The organism is Novipirellula herctigrandis (genome assembly GCA_007859835.1).
Taxonomy (GTDB): domain Bacteria; phylum Planctomycetota; class Planctomycetia; order Pirellulales; family Pirellulaceae; genus Novipirellula_A; species Novipirellula_A herctigrandis.
The window spans coordinates 6,961,665-6,984,416 of sequence record SJPJ01000001.1 but is presented as its reverse complement, the minus strand read 5'-3'; the positions used below and the strand labels follow the sequence as shown (position 1 = coordinate 6,984,416).

Below are 22,752 nucleotides of genomic sequence, written 5' to 3'. Positions count from 1 at the left end.
CTTCACGAATCACGTTGCCGTCTTCGCCAATCAACACTTGCTGAATCCCCTCCGAAGCCCCTGTCTTGGCTAAGGCAAAACAGATCATGCCGGGGATGATAAAGATGAATACAGGAAGCAGCTTTAACATCGCAGCGAAAATCGATCCGCGGCGTGCTTCGGTTTCATTCGGTGCTCCAAGTGTTCGTTGAACGATGTATTGGTCAGTACACCAGTACCATAGACCAATCACAGGAGCACAAAACAGCATGCTCAACCACGGGTAGTTGTCATTAAAGTACCACGCCATCCGGCCTTCTTCTTTAACAGGTGCCCAAGTCGCTTCGACTCCTTCGGGAACCAATGGCTTCCATAGATTGAACATTTCCGAACCGCAAATCTCGCGAAGTTCCGACCATCCACCCAGTGCCTGGAGCCCAAAGTAAGTGACGAGTATCGAACCGGCGATCAGGACCAAGGTTTGCAGCGCCTCGGTATAGGCGACCGCCCGCAGACCACCGAGGACCGTATACGCACCGGTTAGCAGGATCACCAAAATCGATCCGATCCAAAAACTGTCGAGTGGCCCAAGTCGCATCTCGGGAAGCAGCACGGAGAAAACAATACCGCCGGCAAAAATGCCAACCGCGATCTTGGTCACAACATAGGCAACAAGCGAGATCAGCGACAAAACCCAACGACATGCGGGGCTATAGCGACGCTCTAAGAACTCGGGCATCGTAAAGACTTGCGACCTCATATAAAACGGCACAAGTACCCACCCGAGCACCAACAAACACCACGCATGCAACTCGTAGTGAGCCATTGCGACACCGTCGGTCGTCCCAGATCCCGCCAGACCAACTAAGTGTTCCGATCCAATGTTCGAGGCGAAGATCGACGCCCCGACCACCCACCAACTCAAATTTCGACCGGCCAAGAAATAATCGTCCGCCGTGTCTTTGCTTTTGGCAATGACCCACCAAGCCACCCCTAGAAGGAGACCAAAGTAGAGGGCAATCATCACCCAGTCAATTACTTCCATCATTGTCGTGACCTGTGCGTTGTTTAGAGGGAGGCGAACCGAAATCGATATAACTTAGACTTGCGGCACTGCTTACCTTAGCCGCGTGTGGGCATGAATAAACAGGATTTCGGCGTCCATGATATCAGAATTCCTTCGCATGGTTCGAGGGTCAGCGGATCTGGTAACGACAGAAGACCATTCAAGCCGGCTCTACAAAGGCCTCGGCCAAATTAGCTTTCCCATTTACGCAAAACAGCCACCGAGCATCAGGCCATGGTCCTCGTGTGACCGCGACTTAACGCTCGGTGGCTGATGCCCCAGCATGAAACGGATTGACCCTCTACAAAAGCCAACGTCCATTGCATCGCCATTCCCTGCACGGTTACTCGCAGCCCCGTTTCTCTATACGATGACGAATCAACCTGCCTGGCTGGCCAATGGGCGCTAGGCTAAAAACACCGTTTCAAACGTGGATCACCAGAAGTACCAATAGAATACGCCGGTGATGGTCAAAATGATGCAGCTGTGGACCACATCCATCATATTCCAGCTCTGCCTCGTTTCTGCAAGCTGCTCCTCTGTCGCCGTGCCAAAGACCAAACCTCTGATCTTTTCGGCATCCGGAGCCTTGGTCACAAGACTGACGGCAACCACAACCAACATGCAAAAGATCAGCATGCCACCAGAAAAGAAGAGCCAGTTGGTTGCGTAGAACAGGTTGTAGAACCAGTTGTCGACACCATTGGTCTCTGCCCATTCCAGCACGTCATTTCCTTGTCCAGCTTGGGTCGTATAGTAAACCTTCGCCCCCAGTCGGGTTAGGCCGACAATCATACCGGAAAGCAAACCCCACATCCCGCCCAGAGCGGAAGCTCGCTTCCAGAACACGCCAAGCAAGAATGCTGCGGCGATACCAGGAGCCAGCACGGACTGTACGTCCTGAAGATAGGTATAAAGAACATCGCCGATACTCTTCATAATCGGAATCCACAAAATCCCCAAAATGACGATCACGACGGTCGCAATACGGCCTACATACACCAATCGATGTTGCGACGCGTTCGGCCTGAACTTCTGATAGAAGTCGATGGTAAATAACATGGCCGACGAGTTGAATAGTGAAGCCAGCGAGCTCATCAGTGCCGCCAGGATACCGCAGACCACCAGCCCTTTGACGCCGGCCGGAAGTAACGCCGCCACCAAGGAGGGGAAAGCTGCATCAGGATCCGCCAATTGGAAAACGGTACCATTGACTTCGATATTCTTAGCCGACATGGCAAATGCAATCATCCCCGGAATGAGGAACAGGAATACCGGGGTCAGCTTCAAGTAGGCCCCGAAGATCGCACCACGTCTAGCTTGTTGCTGGTCGCGGCCAGACAGAACCCGTTGCACAATAAACTGATCCGTACACCAGTACCAAAAACCGATCACAGAAGAACCGATCAAAACGCCGAGCCACGGGAAGTCCCTATCGCTATTGCTGCGAATGAGGTTCCCCATACCGTCGCCAAACTCATTGACCGGCGTGGCGCGAACGACCGTCATCATCTCGTTCCAACCACCCAACGACTTCAAGCCGAGCACCACGATCACCGCCGACCCTAGCAGTAGAATCGGGGTTTGCAGCACGGATGTGTAGAGAACCGATTTCATCCCGCCTAAAACGGTGTAAATCGCGGTAATCAAAACCAAACCGATCGCCGAAATCCAGAAAAAGTCGATCTCCCATGATAAGATCTGGACCGTGTCGATGCCGAACACTTTCTGGAAAACAAGACCACCGGCGTACACCGTGACGGCGACTTTGGTGAGTACATAACTGATCAACGAAATCAGCGATAGAATGGTGCGAGACTGAGGGTTGTAACGTCGTTCTAGAAATTCCGGCATGGTGAGGACCATACTTCGGGAATAGAAAGGAACGAATACCCAGCCCAGAATCAGGATCATCCAGCCTTGGATTTCCCAGTGGGCCATCGCCATCCCACTTGAGGCCCCCGCACCGGCAAGGCCGATCAAATGCTCTGAACCAATGTTCGACGCAAAGATTGACGACCCGATGGCCAGCCAACCTGCACCGCGACCTGCCAAAAAATAGTCTTGGGAAGACTCTTCTTTTTGTCGTACCACCCAAATAATAATTCCGATAAGTGCGAGCGCAAAAACGCCCATTACCCCCCAATCTAACCACTGCATTGTGTTTCTCCGCTGATTGTTTTTGTCCGCAGTAAGCATTGAGACCGTGTTTGCGGCGACAATGCTTATCCCTTCATTACATCGCCTTCATGGCGTTGGCAGCTCGCGTTAATAGAGCACTGCTGAGAATCACCAGCTGAATGCAGTTGGTTCTTCTCTGCTGTTCGCGAATTCCAATGAACTACTTCCTTTCATCCAACTGGTCTCAGGCGTATTCAGTACCGCCGAACTGATTCTGCAGCCGTTTGTAGAGACCAACAACGCACTGTAGAACGCCAAATTTTAGGCGACGCCGAAGCCAGCCTATTCGAGCGTGACGAATTGCTTCCAACTAAACAAATTCCACCATCGCCGCGGTCCAAATCAATATGGTCCAAAGCAACGTGTTCGGAAAACTGGCGTCTCCAGACTCAGCCCAAACGGGCCCGAAAGCCCCTTGAACTCACCAACCTCACTCGGTCAAAGCAGTCCTTTGGCAACCTCTATGAAAAATCTCCATCGCTATAACTGCTGCTTAAAAGATCGGAGCCGAGTCTCAGCATCAATAAACAGACACTCCAATCCCATGATCTCTGCAAAGTCTTCGATATGCTCGCTCGTCAATGCTTGGCTAAACACCGTGTGGTGAGGTCCACCAGCGTAAATCCAAGCTGCCGCAGCGGTCTTTAAATCAGGACGCGGATTCCAAAGAGCACTGGCAACTGGCAGATTCGGAAGCGGATGCTCGGGTGCAACGGCATCCACCTCGTTCACCAACAATCGGAAATGATCGCCAAGATCCAACATGGCCAAATTGATCGCGGGGCCCGGTGGCGTCGTAAAAACCAAACGAACGGGATCGGATTTGCCGCCGATGCCAAGCGGATGAACTTCGCACGATGGCTTTCCAGCCGCGATAGAGGGACAGATCTCCAGCATGTGCGCACCAAGCACACGATGCCCATCAGGATGGAAATGGTAGGTGTAATCTTCCATAAATGAAGTGCCACCATCCATTCCATCGGCCATCGTTTTTGCCACGCGAACGAGCGCCGACGTTTTCCAATCCCCTTCGCCACCGAACCCATAACCATCGGCCATCAAGCGTTGGACCGGCATTCCAGGCAATTGCTCCAGCCCGTGCAAGTCTTCAAACGTATCTGTAAACGCACACGCGCCTACACTTTCAAGAAATGTTCGCAGTCCAATTTCCACCTTTGCAGCATATCGCAGCGAATCACGCTGTTTCCCCCCGGTTTGCATTTCTGCGGCGACCGCATACTCGGCATCGTACTTCGACACCATCTCATCGATTTCGCTTTCCCCGACCGTGGCGATTTGTTCTACCAAGTCACCGACGCCGAAGGTATTGACTTCGACACCCATTTTCATCTGTGCTTCAACTTTATCACCTTCGGTGACTGCGACTTGACGCATGTTGTCGCCAAACCGCACAACTTTCAAGCTTCGCATTTCCGCAGCACCGATCGCGGCACGAGTCCATGCGGACAACCGATCGTGCACTTCACTGTCTTGCCAATGGCCGACAATCACTTTGCGATTCTTACGCATCCGAGTGCAAATAAACCCAAATTCGCGGTCGCCATGTGCGGCTTGATTCAGGTTCATGAAGTCCATATCAATCGTTGCCCACGGCAAGTCGCGATTGAATTGGGTATGCAAGTGAGCCATCGGTTTGTCGAGAAGATTCAGTCCAGCGATCCACATCTTCGCCGGCGAAAACGTGTGCATCCAACAAATCAAACCAATGCATTCGGGAGAACCATTCGCGTCGCGACAAAGCTGCGTAATGGCATCAGGCGTCGTGACCACTGGCTTGAAAACCACTTTCACGGGCAAGCGTTTCGAATCGTTCAACCCCGCAACGACTTGACGACTATTGTCGGCAACTTGCTTGAGGGTTTCTTCACCATAGAGGTGCTGGCTGCCAGTAACGAACCAAATTTCTTTTGTTTGAAAGTTCATATTTGTTCTCAACTATTTTTGACCGTAGTAAGCCGCAGGTCCATGTTTGCGTTTGAAGTGTTTTTCAAGTACGTAAGATTCAAGATCCGGTGAGTTTACATTGATCTGCATCGTCCCCATCGCCATTTGAGCAACCGCTTCGAGAGCGACCGCATTTTCGACCGACTTCGCCGGAGTCGGCCCCCAAGCGAACGGGCCGTGACCGGCGACCAAAACCGCTGGCAGCGCGGCTGCGTCTAAATCCGCAAATCGCTCGATGATCGCATCCGCCGTGCTGGCCTCGTACGACTGGGTGACTTCTTGTTCGGACAGCGGTCGGGTAAGTGGCACGGGACCATAAAAATGATCCGCATGCGTGGTGCCGTAGCATGGAATTTCGCGTCGGGCTTGAGCGAACATCACCGCATGGGAGCTATGAGTATGCGTGATTCCGCCTATCACGGGAAAATGTTTGTATAATCGAACGTGCGTGGGGGTATCGGTCGATGGCTGATAGTCTCCTTCCACCAACTTGCCATCGAAATCGACCACCACCATTTGGGATGATTCCATTTCGGTGTAGGCAACGCCACTTGGTTTGATCACCACTAAGTTTCGTTCTCGATCAATCCCGCTCACGTTGCCCCACGTTAACGTCACAAGTCCTTGGTTCACCAATTCGATGTTGGCCTCGAAGACTTGTTCTTTCAATTCTTCTAGCATTAACTATTTCCCTTCGCGACACGCGTTCGAATCGCAATCAGGTCCTTCATCACGTTATCAATTTTGCCTGTGTAGCTTCCGGTCCCAAACGCATCATGAAGCTGCATGTAAAGTTTGTATAACTCTGCATACGTTTCGACCGCTCCTTTGCGAGGTTGGTAAATGGTCGGCTTTGTGCCCGTCATCTTTTCTTGTGCCGCCGGGACACTCGGATAAGATCCGCCGACGACCGAGCCAAAGATGGCTGCGCCCAAGGCACAGGTCTGCGCGGAGCGACTAATCTTCATTGGACGGTTACATACATCCGCATAGATCTGCATCACCATTGGATTTTTTTCGGCGATCCCGCCACAATTGACGACTTCCTTGACTTCTACACCATATTGCTCAAAGCGGTTAATGATGGTCAGTGCTCCAAACGCCGTCGCTTCGACCAGTGCCCGGTAGACTTCCGCTGCGTTTGTATGCAACGTCTGTCCCACAATCAAACCCGAAAGCAGCGGATCGACCAATACGGTTCGGTTCCCATTGTTCCAATCAAGCGCAAGAAGGCCACTTTCACCGGGCTCCAACTTCTCAGCTGCTTTGGTCAATTCGACGTGAGCATCGCCTCCGCCAGAATATTTCTCTGGGACCAACTGTTTGACGAACCAATTGAAAATATCACCGACTGCGGATTGACCGGCTTCGAGCCCGTACATCCCGGGCAGGACCGAACCAGGAACGATGCCGCAAACGCCTGGGATGTCGGCAATCGGTTTATCAAGCGGCCAAACCGTGATGTCACACGTGCTCGTCCCCATGATCTTCACGAGCGTTCCGGGCTTCACCCCCGCACCGACCGCACCCATGTGTGCATCGAACGCGCCGACAGCAACAGGAACTCCGGCGGGCAAACCAACTTTGTGGGCAACTTCTCCGGTTAACCCACCAACCTTTTGGTCACAAGTCGACGACTGCTCGGTGTAGTGCTCGGATACTTTCAGTAAATCGGCGTCTAACTTCTGCAAAAACGACTTCTTCGGAAGTCCGCCCCAATCGTCATGGAACATTGCCTTGTGCCCAGCAGCGCAAATGCCTCGGGGCATTGTCTCAGGCTTCAAGTTGCCCGTGATGAATGCCGGAACAAAGTCGGCCAATTCCACCCACGCATAGGCAGCTTCAAAGACCTCGGGTGCTGACCGTTTGCAATGAAGAATCTTGGACCAATACCATTCGCTCGAATAAATACCACCGCATTTGGACAAATAGCCATCTTCGGATCCCTGACCCTGTGAAGTGATCTCAGCCGCTTCGGCAGCCGAGGTGTGATCTTTCCAAAGCCATGCGTGAGCAGCTAAATTCTCCTTGAATTGGGGATTCATCGCCAAAGGCATGCCGTTTTCTTCAACCGGAAGCGGCGTCGATCCCGTGGTATCCACGCCAATACCGATCACACGCTGAGCATCGAATCCGCTCTGCTTACTCGCTTCTTTCAAAGCCGCTGAGACCGAGCCGTAGAAACCCTCGATATAGTCAGCTGGATTTTGCCGAGCCAAGTTGGGATCCTTTGGATCAAGCAATATCCCCTGATCGCCACTTGGATATTCGAAGACTGAAGAAGCGATTTCGTTTCCATCAGCGACATCGACGACGAGCGCTCGGACACTGTTGGTTCCATAATCCACACCAATAGCAAACTGCTTTTCAACCGATTCACTCATGCTCTTGCGTGTCCTCAATTTCAATGTGGGAAGTGAGCAGAAAACGATGAAGTGACAATTCGTCCACCTCCGCGAACTCGCTTACTGGGGCGAAAATTTTCACTTCATTGATTTTGTACTCAAGTTAGTGCCATAAGATCGCCTTCACAAGTAAGCGCATGCGAAATAAAATATCAGAATTGCGCACTTACATCGCGACCCAAATTCAACACAAGGCGATCTTTTGCCCGGACCACCCAAAGTCGCATTGCTCGTCGAAACCGCTCGGGGTTATGGCCAACAAATGCTCCGCGGAATCATTCGCTATAGCCGACTTCACGGTCCTTGGCGTTTCTACTTGACGCCCGGTGACTTCGAACAAGCGTTACCCCGCATGCGAGAATGGGGCGGCACGGGGATCATTGCAAGAGTCGAAACGCCAGCGATAGCCAAGGCGATATTCGAATCGGGGTTGCCGACGATTGCGTTAGACCTCTCGAACCAACATCTCACAGCGGTTCACACACTGTCTCAATTTAGTGAAGTGAAATCCGACTCGGAGGGCGCGGCCAAGATGGCTGCGGAATATTTGCTTCGACGCGGTTTTCAAGAGTTTGCCTATGTAGGAATCGCCCATCGCATTTGGTCCGAAAAACGCCAAGAGTCCTTTTGTCAAGCAATCGAGAAAGCAGGATGTAAAGTACATCAATACCAACCACCCAAGTCAGCACGTAATCACGTTTGGGAACGGGAACAACCGCGGTTGGCAAAATGGCTTTCAAACTTGCCGTTACCGATTGCCGTCATGGCGTGTAATGACCAACGCGGTCGCGAAGTCGCCGAAGCTTGCCATTTAGCAGGTATTCGCATCCCCGAAGAACTCGCTTTGATCGGCGTGGACAACGATGACCTGCTCTGCGAACTTTCGGATCCTCCCCTTTCCAGTGTTGCCCTAAACGCATCGGGCGTTGGCTATCGAGCGGCCGAATTGCTTGACCGGATGATGCGTGGTGAAAAGGTCGACCACCAGTGCTTGATCGCAGAACCACTCAACGTAGTGACTCGGCGCAGTACCGACATGATCGCGATCGATGATGCAGACATCGTCGAAGCGATTCGTTTCATTCATGATCATGCGAACGAGTCGATCCAAGTTGCTGATATTGTTGAGCGTTTGAACATCTCGCGACGGAACTTGGAAATTCGTTTTCTGCATACAGTGGGACGCACTCTCCATTCGGAGCTACAGCGAATTCGGTTGCAACGAGCCCGAACGCTATTGTTAGAGTCGGATTTACCTATCCCCAAAATTGCGGAAGTTTCCGGGTACAGGACGCCAAGCTATTTCATCCAAGTCTTTCGAAAGAGCTACGGGATAACGCCGTCGCGTTACCGCCGAAAACTTCGCGGCGATGCCGGAACGAATTGACTTTTCACAACAGGAATACTGGCTGCATGCAATTCTGGCTGCGCGTATTGGTACAAGACATAACCGTGCGGCGCAACGATTGATGGCTGATGGAGCGGTAAAGTCTGTTGACAAGCCATTCCATCGAGAACGGTTTGATGCAATCGTTACATGGACAGGGGGAAAACGGTTCTGGAGAATTTTCAGGCTTTCTCATTGCGTGAAAGAACACGACCGCGCCAGTACACGCCGCCATGGAGGTAGTGGTGATAGAGCGCCTTGGCGAAACAGCAAAAAACAGGAATTGCCGCCGCAGGAAAACAGATTGCCTTGGCCCACTGGATACGACTCAGTCGTGCTGCGGGAAGTAGCAAACAAGCCTGCGTTAAATAGGCACCCAATCCCGTTGCCATCATCCAAGTGTTTCTCGCTTGGCACCCTAAGACAAACGTAAGGATCGGAACGCCGTAAACAACGAGCGGCAAGAACATGAGCGGCAACGCCATTGTCACTCGGTCGAGTGCGCCAAGAATATTTTTGGTAAACCCCCAAAAAGCATCATGATTGCTTTTGAATAGCCGAACGCTCATGCATTCCGGTGCGAAACAAAATTCAGTCACAAAACCGTGCTGCTTAATGTGCCGCGCCAACATCACATCGTCGATCGATTCGCGTTTGATCCCTTCGAGTCCATTGACTCTGTTAAGCACTCTGCGACGCGTCATTATAAATGCCCCAGCAGCGACAGCACTATTCGATTTTGGATCGTTAATACTCTTACTCAAAAAGCAAACCATTCCCACAATCATCAAGTGAGGGATGAGGGCATTTTCCCAAAAGGATTCCAAATGAACATACGGGAACAGACTGAGGAAGTCGGCATCAGTTGAGTCCATCTCCGAAACTGCTGCGGAAAAACAATGAGAACAATGAAGCACATCGGCATCCGTAAAGACGACAACAGATTCGGATGTGGCATCAAGGCCATGCTGCATCGCGTTGGCTTTTCCGAACCATCCGTCGCGCATCGGTGGATCATGAATGACGCTCACTCGCTGATCGCCATCAGCAAGCGAATCAGCGATCACCGGCGTTTGGTCGGACGAATGATCGTTGACAATCACGACCCGCATCGGAACGGGAAGCTGTTGACCAAGAATGCTCTCGGCCGCCATTTGCAAATCCAATTCCTCGTTCCGGGCCGGTACGATTACACAAATCGAGGAGTCTATCTCCACCGCGTTGTCAGCCGGCGCGACGAACCGGACGGTATGGAGGACTCGCAAAAACAATAGGCCAATGAGCAGCGTGCCGACTGCAATCAGAAACGAAAGAACGCTGAGAAGCGAATAAATTGTAATCGATAGCTCCTAGTACATCCTCGATTGTTCTAACACACAAACCGCCTTCGACCACGCTATACTATAGGCAACCCATTTGAAAGTCTTTGTCCCTTTCTTCTATGGTCCCACCTTCCTCCCGAAACGAAAGGCCTACCATGAATTCCATCGACAAGCAATCGTCTGCCCCTCTCTCTCGACGAACCCTGATGAGGTCGGCAAGTGCCGTTGCAGTCGCTGGCTCACTGTCACTTGCCCGCAGTGCCCATGCAGCGGGCAGCGATGAAATCCGCATTGCTTTGATCGGTTGTGGCGGACGTGGAACAGGTGCGGCAATGCAAGCGATCAAAAATGCGGCTGGTGCCAAGGTCAAGTTGGTTGCCATGGCAGATGCTTTCAAGAATCGACTTGAACTTGCTCACAAGAGCATCCAGGCTCAATGCCCTGATCAGGTAGATGTTCCTGAAGAACGTCGCTTCGTTGGACTTAACGCTTACCAAAAAGCAATTGAATGTGATGTTGATATGGTTTTGCTTTGCAGCCCCCCTGGTTTTCGTCCCGATCAATTCGAAGCAGCCGTAGAAGCGGGTAGGCACGTATTTATGGAAAAGCCAGTGGCGACCGATGCGCCGGGCGTCCGCCGCGTTCTCGCTACAAATGAGAAGGCGAAACAAAAGCAGTTGCTAGTTGCGGTAGGTCACCACCTGCGACATGAAATCAAGCATCGCGAATCGATCGATCGAATTCGCAGTGGAGACATTGGCGATGTGATGTTTATGCGAGCCTATTTCAATTCAGGTGGCGTTTGGGTGATGCCTCGCAAGCAAGACCAAACAGAAATGGAACATCAGACTCGCAATTGGTATTACTTTACTTGGGCCGGCGGCGATCACATTGTCGAACAACATGTGCATGATCTTGATGTCTGCAATTGGATTATGGACGGTCCGCCCGTCGAAGCACGTGGCGCCGGGGGACGACAATTTCGCAAGGGGCCACAGTATGGCGAGATCTTTGATCATTTTTCCATCGAGTTCACCTATGCCAATGGCGCCAAGATGTTTAGCTATTGTCGACACATCCCAAATTGCTGGAACAGCTTCTCACAAGACGCACATGGCACCAAGGGAAAGATCCACATTGAGGGTCACGGCACGGCGAACATCATGGTCGACGGAGCAAAACCGGTAGCGATTCCCCGTGGACCGGATGGACATCAACTTGAACACGACGATTTGTTTGCTGCACTTTTGGAAGGGCGTCCCTACAACGAAGGTGACTATGGTGCCAGCAGTACGATGACAGCAATTCTTGGTCGAATGGCAGCCTACTCGGGCAAAATCATTTCGTACGAAGATGGCCTCAACTCGCAGGTCGACCTGAAGCCCAAGGCGATGACCTGGGATGCCGATACGCCCGTCAAACCGGAGGATGATGGCACGTACGCCTGTGCGATGCCGGGTGTAACCAACGTGCTGTAAACGCCTAAGAAGTACTAGAGCAGTTGCCGATAGACCGTTATACTACTCGCTTCGAAAGCATCCATTTCAACGGTCTATCCGCAGAGCATCTTCACTCACTATGTCGCACGATTTAATGATTCTCTGCTGGGCAGCGGTCTCGATCGGCGTCGTCCATACGCTGCTCGGTCCTGATCACTACGCTCCCTTTGTGGCGATGTCACGTGCGGGAATGTGGTCGCTTCGAAAGACGATGGTTGTTACGGTTCTTTGCGGCATTGGACACGTGATTGGTTCCGTTCTTGTCGGGCTGCTTGGCATCGCGACGGGAATCATGTTGACACGCTTGGAGTGGTTCGAAGGGATTCGTGGCAATGTCGCTGGTTGGTTGCTAATTGGTTTCGGCCTGCTCTACATGGTTTGGGGAATCGTCCATGCCATACGTGGAAAAACACATTCGCATCCTCACGTACACGCTGATAGCCACAGTGCTGATAGCCACAGTGACGATAGCCACAGTGCTGATAGCCACAGTGACGATGAACAGACGATGGCGGCCAAACCTTCGTTGACTCCTTGGGTCCTGTTTACCATTTTTATCTTTGGCCCATGCGAACCGTTGATTCCGCTACTAATGTATCCAGCGGCTAAATCCTCTTGGTGGGGCGTCGTTTTAGTGGCAATGCTGTTTTCACTTGCCACCATTGGTACGATGTCGATGATCGTTGCCGGCTTGGTCGTTGGTACCAGAGGAATACGTTTAGCTTGGTTAGAAAGGTTTGGACACGCTGCGGCCGGTTTGGTAGTGACCGTTTGCGGATTGGCCGTCACGCTAGGGCTTTAGAAACTGAATTGCAGCTGAGTTCGATAAAGCCAGCCCTCATCACCTGGGGCAATGTCCAGCGCCGAGGAACTAATCGGTGCTCCGTCTAGATAGGTCGCGTCAACGGTGAGCTTCACATGCTGGCCGCGGAAATACCAAACCGCCCCTCCTGCAATTTCATTGGCATTCTGATTTTCTTGGCCAAGTGTTCCCGAATTTCCAGAAACAGAAGACCATCGCGCTAGAATTTGCAGCTTATCTTGGATCGCAAAGTAACCAAGTTGCAACCACATCCCATGGTCGAACAGATCGGGAATCGATGCACCTTTAAAGTGGTTGATACTCCGAAAATAGTATTCGATCGTTGAAGATAGCCCCTGGTATTTCATTGACCCATGGATCGAATAGAGCGCCACCGAGTATTCATCAACCGACGGAGGTAGCAAACTCGACAACTGACGCCCTGAATCAACAACTCGAATGGAATTAAACTCCGTTACACCAATCCGATTGATGGTACTAAAGGCGGCACCAGCACCAATCCGTGTCGCCAACGTTTGGTGGATTTCAAAGTCAGCCAATTCGCTTTGTCCCCAATTGCCAGTTGGATAAAAAAACGCAGTAAACGATACAGCGTTGTTATTGTCGATCGTTCCGCTACTGCCGGTTTCCTCACCACCAGTGACTAGCCCGTTGAACAGAGCAACGTCCCAATAGATCGGCCGATAAAGTCCCGTCGTTGATCCGTAGAGCCCCCACGCTAAAGATCGATTCACATCAAAATAGAGACTCGCCATGGACCGATCGGCAAACTCGAATTGCTTTCCACTGAGTTCCCGCGCCATTGAGAATGGCATTTTATAAAGTCCGGCTTTAATCCCAAACCTTCCCGGCGCCAAGTTCATTACTTGGTGGCTCAGGTCAAATTGAAGGTAGTAATCGAGGATGCGCAGGTTGTCGCCAGAATTGCTTCGCCCATCGAGTTGGACGAAATACTTGATGTCCGAACTGAACGCGTGTCCCTGCATTAAGATTCGGGCGCGTTTGAGCTGCAATTGGTTCAGGCTTGGGTTTTCGTTCCGAGAATCAAAGATGGTATCGCGAATTTGCCCGTAACCATTGATACGGAACCAATAGGGAAATGCCTCAGCACCGAGATCTAAGTCTCGCTGGCTTGCGATCGTGAAACCCCCGTCATAGCCAACTCGCACGGGCAATTGCATTGCGACGACGGCGGTCGATGGGCTCGGATCGACCGAATCAACTCGGCCCATGAGTGGCACTTGTGAATTCGCAGATGGGATCGCCGTCGTCTCCACAACAACCGGATCAGGAAACCGACGTTGGACCGCGAAAAACTCACCTAATTCGTGACGATTGACCTGGTCTTCAAAGGGGTTCGATTGGAGCCAAAGATCGTCCCGCGTTTGACTCCAACCGGATTGATTGCAAACGACAATCGCAAGAAAATAGATTGCATATCGCAGAGCCGCAGTCGTTCGTTTGATCGCAGCTAACAACATAGGACAACGAAAGATGTTTCACGAGACGAAAAGCGGTACCCTAATACGCATAACGGGTCTATCCCATAACATCGGCAAAATCGCTATCCCTTTTCAACCCGATAAGCTAATTTGCTACTGAATATGATTAAAAACTAGGGTTCAATGGACCTCTGTAACGGTGACTTCCCTGCGACTAACTGCTGATTCGACTGACTGCTGAACTGTGCCCCACTGCGATATGCACGACCGAGAACCGCTAACCAGCAGTAAGATCGTCCCCGTTCTGCTTATCTGTTTGAACGTCGTAGGGATTTTGCTTGGCTATGCAACATCGATTCTGCTCGCCCGGAATCTATCCCACGAGGGATTCGAGCAGTATATCGGTGCAATCGCGACACTCGGACTCCTTGCGTCGCTTGGTGAGGCTGGATTTGGAAAGTATGCGCTGAAAGTAGTCCCCGTCTTCGTTGCCAACAAAAAATCAGCCATGCTTTCGGGCTACCTCCGATTCGCCTTGCTGGGAACATTGCTTCTTAGCTTGCTGCTTGGTGGGTTTGCTGTCTTAGTGGAAACCCTATTTCGAACCGCGATTGCTTCGCGAGTGATTCTATTGGCGTTCGTATTTTTGCCTTCGATGTCACTCGTCGGCGTCACGGTCGATCTATTATTGTCGTTCCGGTTGGCGACAACAGCCACACTGATCGCTCGAATTTTCGTCCCCGCAACGACGCTCGGTCTGATTGGATGGATGACGCGAGTGACAGAAATAACGCCTTTTGACGCCGTACTTTGTTTCAGCATCAGCAGTCTGGTCGGCATGATCTTGGCCCTTCTTGCATGCTTCTTACGAGCCAAACCGGTCGCACGCAGCGAAAGACCTGCGTTTCAATACGCGAATTGGATCAGCAACAGTCTCTCATTCATGGCACTTGCGTTTTTGACTTCATGGCTTTTCCGTTCGACGCTCGTACTGTGTCACTACATTCCCCATGCAGGTGGTGAATTAGCGATGCTTGCCCCCGCATTTGAAACAGGTTGTTTGATTCTGCTACTGTCAAAATCCACTGACAAATACTTCCAACCTGACGTTGCTGTGGTACTTGATTCGAACGATTGGAAACACGGTCTGGAGATGCGACGTAACCGATTTCAGTTATTGGGGGTCGGTGTGCTTATTTTTCTGGGAGTGATCGCTTTGTACGGCAAACGAATTTTGAATCTCTACGGTGACGATTTCGTCTACGCGTACCCGTCGCTCTGTTTAGTATCGGTTGGATCAAGTGTTTGGACGATGTTTTCACTCGCCCCGACGTTCTTGTTGTTTGCCAACCAGCGAAGACCATTAATCACATTGCTGGTGATTCATGCCGTCATGATGACCGTATTAACAGTATGGCTCTTTAGTATCCAAGGCGCACTGGGCGCGGCAACCGCCTATGCGATTACGACGAGCTCATTGGCACTTTGGAATTTGACCATTGCCAATCGCTATTTGAAAAAAAGAGTCCGTGATCACTTAACCGCGACGATGTAACAAATCCAACTCGGATCACTGCCGGCACTTTCGCGTCGTTCCCAACGTGTTTCCTCTTCGTCGTCATCGTCTTCGATTTCCCAATAGACGTGACTTTCGCTAAAGCCCGCTTCAGCCAACATCTCGCGAACTTCCGGAATGGTCCAAAAACGCCAATGGTACTCGAACGCTCGCTTCAATTTACTCCCGTCGTTGAACTTGAAGTGAATATAGAAACTCGCGTCACCGGAGATCGGGTTGAACGAGGCTTGTTCCCAATCGTATCGAAACCCTTTTTTGCCTTTCTTGATCGTACGCTTCTCGACAAGTTCCTCTGTATAGCACTCACCGCCCCCCATCATGTCCATCACCATGATGCCTTCGGCTTTTAAATTGGAACGCGCAATCGTGAAATAGTCGATCACTTCGTCGCGTGTTTTGAACAGCCAAAACGAAAAGTTCTGTGCAGCCAACACATCCACCTGCGGGCGGTTTCGTTTACGCACATCTTGCTCGAGGAGCTTCACGCGTGACTGCTGTGCTTGGTCAAGCTTTGCAAGATTATGCTCGCGTCCCCAAGCAATCGTCTCGGAACAAAGATCGACTCCCACCGCAGTCCGCATGGAATCGGAAGTGACCCAATCACAGCAAATGGCGAAAGTGCCACAGAAGTCCTCCCGCAGCGAGTACGGCTTCTTTTTGTACACATCATGAAACGCTTTTTCGAAGAACTCGACTTCATGCTCAGGCGTTTGAACCGATTTTTGGTAGCAGTCGAACTTGTCGGCTAGCTCCGCCATTGTCGGTTTTGACTTCTGTTTTTTCTTTGTTTTCCCCATTGGTTTAACCTATTTCGAGGGACGTCCCCATTGTGACTCCCGGAGCCGGCATACCGCTTGATCCTTGCAAGAAAATGTCAATCGCTCGCGCGGCGCCGCGGCCTTCGTTGATAGCCCAGACGACCAAGCTTTGACCTCGACGACAGTCACCGGCTGCGAAGACTCCTTCGAAACTAGTCGCAAAACGGCCATGTTCGGCTTCGAAGTTACTTCGTGGATCGACTTCGATACCAAGGGATTCGGCAACGTATTGCTCCGGTCCAAGAAAGCCCATTGCCAGTAGGATCAATTGTGCGGGCCATTCTTTTTCGCTCCCTTCGACTTCGGTCATTTTCCAACCGTCATCATCACTTCTGGTCCACTTGACCTCGACCGTCTTGATCCCACACAGGTTGCCCTCGTCATCGACAAGAAACTCCTTACTAAGGATTTGGTATTCGCGCGGATCGCGGCCAAATTTTGCTGCCGCTTCTTCGTGCCCGTAATCGACGCGGTAAATACGAGGCCATTCAGGCCACGGGTTGTCGGCCCCCCGATCTGCGGGCGGTTTGGGTAGCAGTTCAAAATTGACAAGGCTTCGGCAACCGTGACGGAGGCTCGTTCCAATACAGTCGGTTCCGGTATCGCCCCCACCAATCACAATAACATCTTTCCCTTCGGCACTGATGAAACCGTCGCCTAACGAATCACCATGAACACTTTGCATGGTGTTCGCAGTCAAGAACTCCATCGCAAAATGGACCCCTTTGGCCTCGCGATTTGGGATCGGTAAGTCGCGAGGTTTTGTAGCACCACACGCCAATAACAATGCGTCGTTCCCATTCACCAATTCTTTCGGATCGATATCTTTGCCGACATTCGCGCCAGTTACAAACTTAATTCCTTCGGCAGTCATCTTGTCGACACGGCGTTGGACGACATCCTTACCAAGTTTCATATTCGGAATACCATATTGCAACAAACCGCCAATACGATCGGCCCGCTCATAGACGGTGACTTCGTGACCCGCTTGATTAAGTTGGTCAGCGGCCGTCAATCCGGCCGGTCCACTACCGACGATTGCAACCTTCTTGCCAGTCCTTGTTTTAGGCAACTGTGGCTTGATCCAACCTTCTTCCCATGCACGGTCCACGATGGCATTTTCGATATTCTTGATCGTCACCGGTGGATTGTTGATTCCAAGAACACATGAACCTTCGCAAGGTGCAGGGCAGGTGCGGCCGGTAAATTCCGGGAAGTTATTCGTCTTGTGAAGACGCTCGATCGCCTCTTGCCAACGATCGTTGTAGACAAGGTCGTTCCATTCCGGAATCAAATTGTCGATCGGACAACCGGTGGTCGATTGGCAAAACGGCACGCCACAATCCATACACCGAGCACCTTGTTCGCGAAGCTGTTCGACTTGCGGTTCCGTGTAAACTTCGTTGTAGTCGTTGATACGAACAACCGGCAGACGCCAAGGCACTTTTTTGCGGTCAAATTCCTTGAATCCAGTTGGCTTACCCATGTTTCAATTCTCTACAGTTAGCGGATGTGTTTTGGTTTGGTGGATCGAGGAAAGTCGATTTTGACTTTCCGAATAAGTTGTGACTTCTCGAATCAATGGCCTGCCACTACTTGGCATGTGCCGAGACCCGTAGCAGAGCGTCGCAAGACGAACCAGCGGTTAAGCCGACGCGATTGCGGCTTCGGCTTCCATTTCCTTGAGGACGCGTTTGTAGTCCGTTGGCATAACCTTTACGCATTGGCTCAAAAATTCATCCCAGTTTTCCAACACTTGCTTGGCAACGGGGCTAGCAGTGTACTGATGATGCAACGAAATCATCTCCTTCACCTCGGCTTCTTCCTCCGCCGATTCAATCTTCTCAAGTTCGACCGTTGCCTGATTACAGTTCAGATGAAAGTTGCCCTGCTTGTCCCAAATGTAGGCGATCCCACCCGACATCCCCGCCGCAAAGTTCCGGCCTGTGTCTCCGAGCACAACGACTCGGCCACCGGTCATGTATTCACAACCATGGTCGCCGACTCCTTCGATGACCGTTCGGGCGCCACTGTTGCGAACACAAAACCGTTCGGCTGCTCGCCCACGCAGGAAGGCTTGACCGCCCGTTGCACCGTACAAGCAAACATTACCCACGAGGACATTTTCTTCAGCGACAAAGGTGCTTTGATGCGGTGGATAGATAACCACTCGACCACCGGAAAGTCCCTTGCCGACGTAATCATTTGCATCCCCTTCAAGCTCGATGGTAATGCCATGAGCGAGGAACGCACCAAGGCTTTGCCCCGCCGACCCGGTCAATGCGATATGAATCGTGTCATCAGGCAAACCAGCCTGGCCATATTTCTTGGCAATCTCGTTACTAAGAATCGTCCCAACGGTTCGATTAATATTGATGACGGGTGTTTCAATTCGGACCGGCTCACCGTTTTCGATCGCTGGCTTCGCAGCGTCGAGCAATACGGTCAAATCAAGTGATTTTTCCAAACCATGATCTTGGGACCTCGTGCAACGAACGCCAACGTTCGCATGCGGTTTGTTAGCCGGCTGCAGAATCGGCGTCAGATCAAGCCCATCGGCTTTCCAGTGCTTGATCGCATCATCGGTCTTCAAACAATCACTTCGTCCGATCATTTCATTGATCGTTCGAAAACCAAGCTTGGCCATGATTCGGCGAGCTTCCTCGGCGACCATGAACAAATAGTTCACGACGTGCTCCGGCTTGCCCATGAACTTCTTGCGAAGATCAGGATCTTGAGTGGCAATACCAACCGGACATGTATTAAGGTGACACTTACGCATCATGATGCACCCAAGTGTGATCAACGGTGCGGTCGAAAAACCATACTCTTCGGCACCGAGGAGTGCGGCAACAACCACGTCACGACCTGTCTTCAAACCACCGTCGGTTTGCAGAACCACGCGACTACGCAGGTCGTTGAGCACAAGTACCTGATGCGTCTCAGCAATACCGAGCTCCCATGGCAAACCAGCATGCTTGATACTCGTTAGCGGTGATGCGCCGGTGCCACCGGTATCGCCTGAAATCAGAATATGATCGGCATGGGCTTTGGCCACACCCGATGCGATGACCCCAACACCGACTTCGCTCACAAGTTTGACGCTCACGCGTGCTTTCCGGTTAGCGTTCTTGAGGTCGTGGATCAATTGAGCCAAGTCTTCAATCGAATAGATGTCGTGATGCGGTGGTGGGCTAATCAGTCCCACCCCTGGCGTACTGTAGCGAATCCGAGCAATGCCCTTATCGACCTTCTTGCCCGGCAACTCGCCACCTTCACCCGGCTTAGCACCTTGCGAAACCTTGATTTGAATTTCATCAGCATTGGCCAAGTATTCGATCGTTACACCGAATCGTCCCGATGCAACTTGCTTGATCGCGGATCGTTTCGAATCGCCATTGGCCATCGGCAAAAACCGGGCGGGGTCTTCACCACCTTCCCCGGTGTTACTCTTACCGCCGAGTCGATTCATCGCCACGGCGAGCGTCTCGTGCGATTCGGCACTGATACTGCCGAAACTCATTGCACCGGTACAAAACAGCTTTACGATTTCACTGGCTGGTTCGACTTCGTCTAGCGGAACGGGATCGCCTGCAACGCCTTCTTTGAAGCCGAGCAGTCCACGCAGGGTGCAACGGAACCGATTATCTTCGTTGATTGCATGTGCAAACTTCCAATAAGCATCTTCGTTATTGGTTCGCGCCGCGATTTGAAGCGAAGCGATCGATTGTGGGTTCCATGCATGTTTTTCACCTTCGGCTCGCCAATGAAACTCACCAAGACTAGGCAGTTGACGTGAACGATCCGATTTACGATCGGGGAACCCGAGGCGATGACGGCGGAGCGTTTCTTCGGCAACGATGTCAAAAGAGACGCCTTGGATTCGGCTCGCGGTTCCGACAAAGCAGGTGTCAATAATTTCGTCCTTCAAGCCAAGTGCTTCAAAGATCTGTGCACCCTTGTAACTCTGCAGTGTGCTAATCCCCATCTTGGCCATTACCTTCAACATCCCTTTGGCAACACCCTTTCGATAGGCTGCAACAACCTTTTCGTCGTCCATCGTGACATCCATCAATCCGTCGCGTCGCGCTTGCCACAAGGATTCAAATGCCAAATAAGGATTGATCGCGTCGGCACCGTAGCCGATCAACAGGCAATGATGATGAACTTCGCGTGCTTCGCCTGTTTCGATCGCGAGCCCAATTTTGGTTCGCTTCGCCTGTTTGACGAGGTGATGGTGAACCGAACCGACCGCCATCAACGCACTAACGGGAACGCGATCGTGGCAGATTGCACGGTCACTGAGGACGACTAATTCGATCCCTTCATCCGCCGCGGCTTCGGCTTCCTTCGCAATCCGGTCGAGTGTCCTGCGGAGGCCTGCTTTTCCTTCGCTACGGTCGAACGTGATGTCAATGACTCTGCTATTCCAGCCTTCAAAGTTCACATGCTTGAGCGCTGCGATTTCTTCATTGGTCAAAATCGGGTGATCAACCAAAAGTCGATGGCAATGTTCGGGCGTTGCCTCGAGCAAGTTTTGCTCAGGGCCAATGTAGCATTCGAGCGACATGATCACCTCTTCGCGAATCGAATCGATCGCGGGGTTGGTCACTTGCGCAAACAACTGTTTGAAATAGTCATAGATCATTCGCGGCTTATCGCTCAGACACGCAATCGCACTGTCGTTGCCCATCGAACCGACAGGGTCACGCAATTGTTCCACCAAAGGACGCAGCATAAAGCTAAGTGTTTCGGTCGTATAACCAAATGCTTGCATCCGTGGCAAAAGCGTTTCGCTGTCAAAGCCATGGCCTTCTGCTTCGGGATGCAGGTCTGCCAAACGGATCCGTTGATCTTTGAGCCAATCGCCGTAAGGCATTTTCTTGGCAAACGAACTCTTCAACTCTTCGTCGGGAATCAAACGGCCTTCTTCGAAATCGACTAGGAACATCTTGCCTGGTTGCAATCGGCCCTTGAATTTCACGTTGGCGGGATCAACCGGCAACACGCCCACTTCGCTCGCCATAATCACGCGGTCGTCGTGGGTGATGTAATAACGACTTGGCCGAAGACCGTTTCGGTCAAGTGTCGCGCCGATGTAATGACCATCGGTGAAGGCAATCGATGCAGGACCGTCCCACGGTTCCATTAAGCATGAGAAGTACTCGTAGAACGCTCGTTTGTCTTTAGGCATCGTTTCGTGCATTTGCCACGCTTCAGGGACCATCATCATGATCGCTTCTTGAAGCGTCCGGCCATTCATCAACAAGAACTCAAGCACGTTGTCAAACGTCCCCGAGTCGCTGCAGTGAGGTTCACAAACCGGGAAGAGCTTTTTCAGGTCATCGCCGAACAATTCACTTTCAGCGGAACCCGACCGAGCGCGCATCCAGTTGACATTGCCTCTGAGCGTATTGATTTCGCCATTGTGACTCATGAAACGAAGCGGCTGAGCACGGTCCCAACTGGGGAAAGTGTTGGTCGAAAAACGGCTATGCACCATCGCCAAGTGCGTTTCAAAATCATCGTCTCGAAGGTCCGGGTAATACGGAAGCACCTGCGCAGGCGTCAGCATTCCCTTATAAATAATCACTTTGGTACTGAGAGAGCAAATATAGAACATCAACGCTTGTTCGAGCTCTTCGCTGCCACGAAGTCGATGGCTAGCTTGCTTGTGAATCAAGTAGAGTTTTCGGTCGAGTGCATCGCCACTGAGTCCATCGGACGCGCCGACGAACAATTGTTCCACGACGGGTTCACTGCTTCGTGCCGTTGGCCCGACGTCCGCAGCGTCCGTCATTTGGGGGACCTTTCGCCAACCGATCAATTTCTGGCCTGATTCGGCGATCAACGATTCAATGGTCTCCTTACAATAAGCTCGCTCTTTTCCGTCGGTCGGCAAAAAGACTAAGCCAGCCGCGAACTGGCCCGGCTCGGGCAACTCAACACCGAGATCCGCCTTGGCAACTTTACGAAGAAACTTGTGAGGCAAACCGACCATGATGCCCGAACCGTCCCCCGTATTCGGCTCGCATCCACACGCACCGCGGTGATCCATCGCTTGCAGAATTTGGTCCGCATCAAGGACAATTTGGTGGCTCGGTTTGCCTTTGATATGCGCGATAAACCCAACGCCACACGAATCCTTTTCGTGTTTCGGATCATAAAGACCCTGTGCAGGTGGCAAATGAAAAGAGCCGATGTTCTTGTCGAGTGACGGGGTGGTCATCGTTTTTCTATCCGTTTCGCTAAATAAAGTGTTAATGCATTTACACGAACGTCGAGAGGA

General features: G+C 51.7%; 14 protein-coding genes. 4 read left to right on the top strand and 10 right to left on the bottom strand.

The features are described from left to right. The 5 genes from CA13_RS35655 to CA13_RS25470 all read right to left on the bottom strand — a co-directional run. The coding region (locus CA13_RS35655; RefSeq protein ID WP_419194807.1) for an SLC5 family protein at positions 1-1,027 on the bottom strand (1,027 nt) is incomplete at its 3' end. A gap of 453 nt (positions 1,028-1,480) precedes the next feature. Further along, positions 1,481-3,205 (bottom strand): sodium:solute symporter, encoded by a 1,725-nt coding sequence (locus CA13_RS25485; RefSeq protein WP_146401500.1) that lies wholly within the window; start codon positions 3,203-3,205, stop codon positions 1,481-1,483. A 501-nt stretch (positions 3,206-3,706) separates the two neighbouring features. Next, a complete protein-coding gene (gene araA / locus CA13_RS25480; RefSeq protein WP_146401498.1) occupies positions 3,707-5,170 on the bottom strand; it encodes an L-arabinose isomerase in 1,464 nt (487 codons plus the stop codon). Positions 5,171-5,182: 12 nt separating this feature from the next. Next, positions 5,183-5,872 carry an L-ribulose-5-phosphate 4-epimerase AraD gene (gene araD / locus CA13_RS25475; RefSeq protein WP_146401496.1) on the bottom strand — a complete coding sequence of 230 codons (690 nt, stop codon included), beginning with the start codon at positions 5,870-5,872 and terminating at the stop codon, positions 5,183-5,185. Then, complete coding sequence (locus CA13_RS25470; protein WP_146401494.1) at positions 5,872-7,575, bottom strand: ribulokinase; 1,704 nt, start codon at positions 7,573-7,575, stop codon at positions 5,872-5,874. Before CA13_RS25470 ends, araD begins: the two co-directional genes overlap by 1 nt. A gap of 223 nt (positions 7,576-7,798) precedes the next feature. On the opposite strand from CA13_RS25470, the gene CA13_RS25465 reads away from it, so the two are divergent. Continuing rightward, positions 7,799-8,983 carry an AraC family transcriptional regulator gene (locus CA13_RS25465; protein ID WP_146401492.1) on the top strand — a complete coding sequence of 395 codons (1,185 nt, stop codon included), beginning with the start codon at positions 7,799-7,801 and terminating at the stop codon, positions 8,981-8,983. Positions 8,984-9,165: 182 nt separating this feature from the next. Here CA13_RS25465 and CA13_RS25460 read toward each other — a convergent pair whose 3' ends face one another. Next, entirely contained in the window at positions 9,166-10,200 is a 1,035-nt protein-coding gene (locus CA13_RS25460; RefSeq protein ID WP_419194806.1) for a glycosyltransferase family 2 protein, read from the bottom strand. 260 nt (positions 10,201-10,460) lie between these two features. Between CA13_RS25460 and CA13_RS25455 the strand changes: the two genes are divergently transcribed. Then, positions 10,461-11,783, top strand: a complete 1,323-nt coding sequence (locus CA13_RS25455) for a Gfo/Idh/MocA family protein (protein ID WP_146401488.1) — start codon at positions 10,461-10,463, stop codon at positions 11,781-11,783. Positions 11,784-11,883: 100 nt separating this feature from the next. Next, the gene (locus CA13_RS25450) at positions 11,884-12,606 is read left to right on the top strand and encodes a hypothetical protein (RefSeq protein WP_146401486.1); all 723 of its coding nucleotides are present in this window, start codon (positions 11,884-11,886) and stop codon (positions 12,604-12,606) included. Here the strand turns inward: CA13_RS25450 and CA13_RS25445 are convergent. Then, a complete protein-coding gene (locus CA13_RS25445) occupies positions 12,603-14,108 on the bottom strand; it encodes a hypothetical protein (RefSeq protein WP_146401484.1) in 1,506 nt (501 codons plus the stop codon). The two genes, CA13_RS25450 and CA13_RS25445, sit on opposite strands and share 4 nt — an antisense overlap. Positions 14,109-14,313: 205 nt before the next feature. On the opposite strand from CA13_RS25445, the gene CA13_RS25440 reads away from it, so the two are divergent. Beyond that, complete coding sequence (locus CA13_RS25440; protein WP_146401482.1) at positions 14,314-15,624, top strand: lipopolysaccharide biosynthesis protein; 1,311 nt, start codon at positions 14,314-14,316, stop codon at positions 15,622-15,624. On the opposite strand, the gene CA13_RS25435 is transcribed toward CA13_RS25440, so the two are convergent. The 3 genes from CA13_RS25435 to gltB form a co-directional block, all read right to left on the bottom strand. Next, positions 15,603-16,442: a class I SAM-dependent methyltransferase gene (locus CA13_RS25435; RefSeq protein WP_146401480.1), complete on the bottom strand. Its 840-nt coding sequence runs from the start codon at positions 16,440-16,442 to the stop codon at positions 15,603-15,605. The genes CA13_RS25440 and CA13_RS25435 overlap by 22 nt on opposite strands. Before the next feature lie 4 nt (positions 16,443-16,446). Then, positions 16,447-17,949, bottom strand: a complete 1,503-nt coding sequence (locus CA13_RS25430; protein WP_146401479.1) for a glutamate synthase subunit beta — start codon at positions 17,947-17,949, stop codon at positions 16,447-16,449. 159 nt (positions 17,950-18,108) lie between these two features. Further along, a complete protein-coding gene (gene gltB / locus CA13_RS25425) occupies positions 18,109-22,692 on the bottom strand; it encodes a glutamate synthase large subunit (protein ID WP_146401477.1) in 4,584 nt (1,527 codons plus the stop codon). Positions 22,693-22,752 lie beyond the last annotated feature (60 nt).

Excerpts from the sequence above, each read along its gene's own strand:
- CA13_RS25485 (WP_146401500.1), bottom strand. The coding sequence starts at position 3,205 with ATGCAGTGGTTAGATTGGGGGGTAATGGGCGTTTTTGCGCTCGCACTT.
- araA (WP_146401498.1), bottom strand. The coding sequence starts at position 5,170 with ATGAACTTTCAAACAAAAGAAATTTGGTTCGTTACTGGCAGCCAGCAC.
- araD (WP_146401496.1), bottom strand. The coding sequence starts at position 5,872 with ATGCTAGAAGAATTGAAAGAACAAGTCTTCGAGGCCAACATCGAATTG.
- CA13_RS25470 (WP_146401494.1), bottom strand. The coding sequence starts at position 7,575 with ATGAGTGAATCGGTTGAAAAGCAGTTTGCTATTGGTGTGGATTATGGA.
- CA13_RS25455 (WP_146401488.1), top strand. The coding sequence starts at position 10,461 with ATGAATTCCATCGACAAGCAATCGTCTGCCCCTCTCTCTCGACGAACC.
- CA13_RS25450 (WP_146401486.1), top strand. The coding sequence starts at position 11,884 with ATGTCGCACGATTTAATGATTCTCTGCTGGGCAGCGGTCTCGATCGGC.
- CA13_RS25445 (WP_146401484.1), bottom strand. The coding sequence starts at position 14,108 with ATGTTGTTAGCTGCGATCAAACGAACGACTGCGGCTCTGCGATATGCA.
- CA13_RS25435 (WP_146401480.1), bottom strand. The coding sequence starts at position 16,442 with ATGGGGAAAACAAAGAAAAAACAGAAGTCAAAACCGACAATGGCGGAG.
- CA13_RS25430 (WP_146401479.1), bottom strand. The coding sequence starts at position 17,949 with ATGGGTAAGCCAACTGGATTCAAGGAATTTGACCGCAAAAAAGTGCCT.
- gltB (WP_146401477.1), bottom strand. The coding sequence starts at position 22,692 with ATGACCACCCCGTCACTCGACAAGAACATCGGCTCTTTTCATTTGCCA.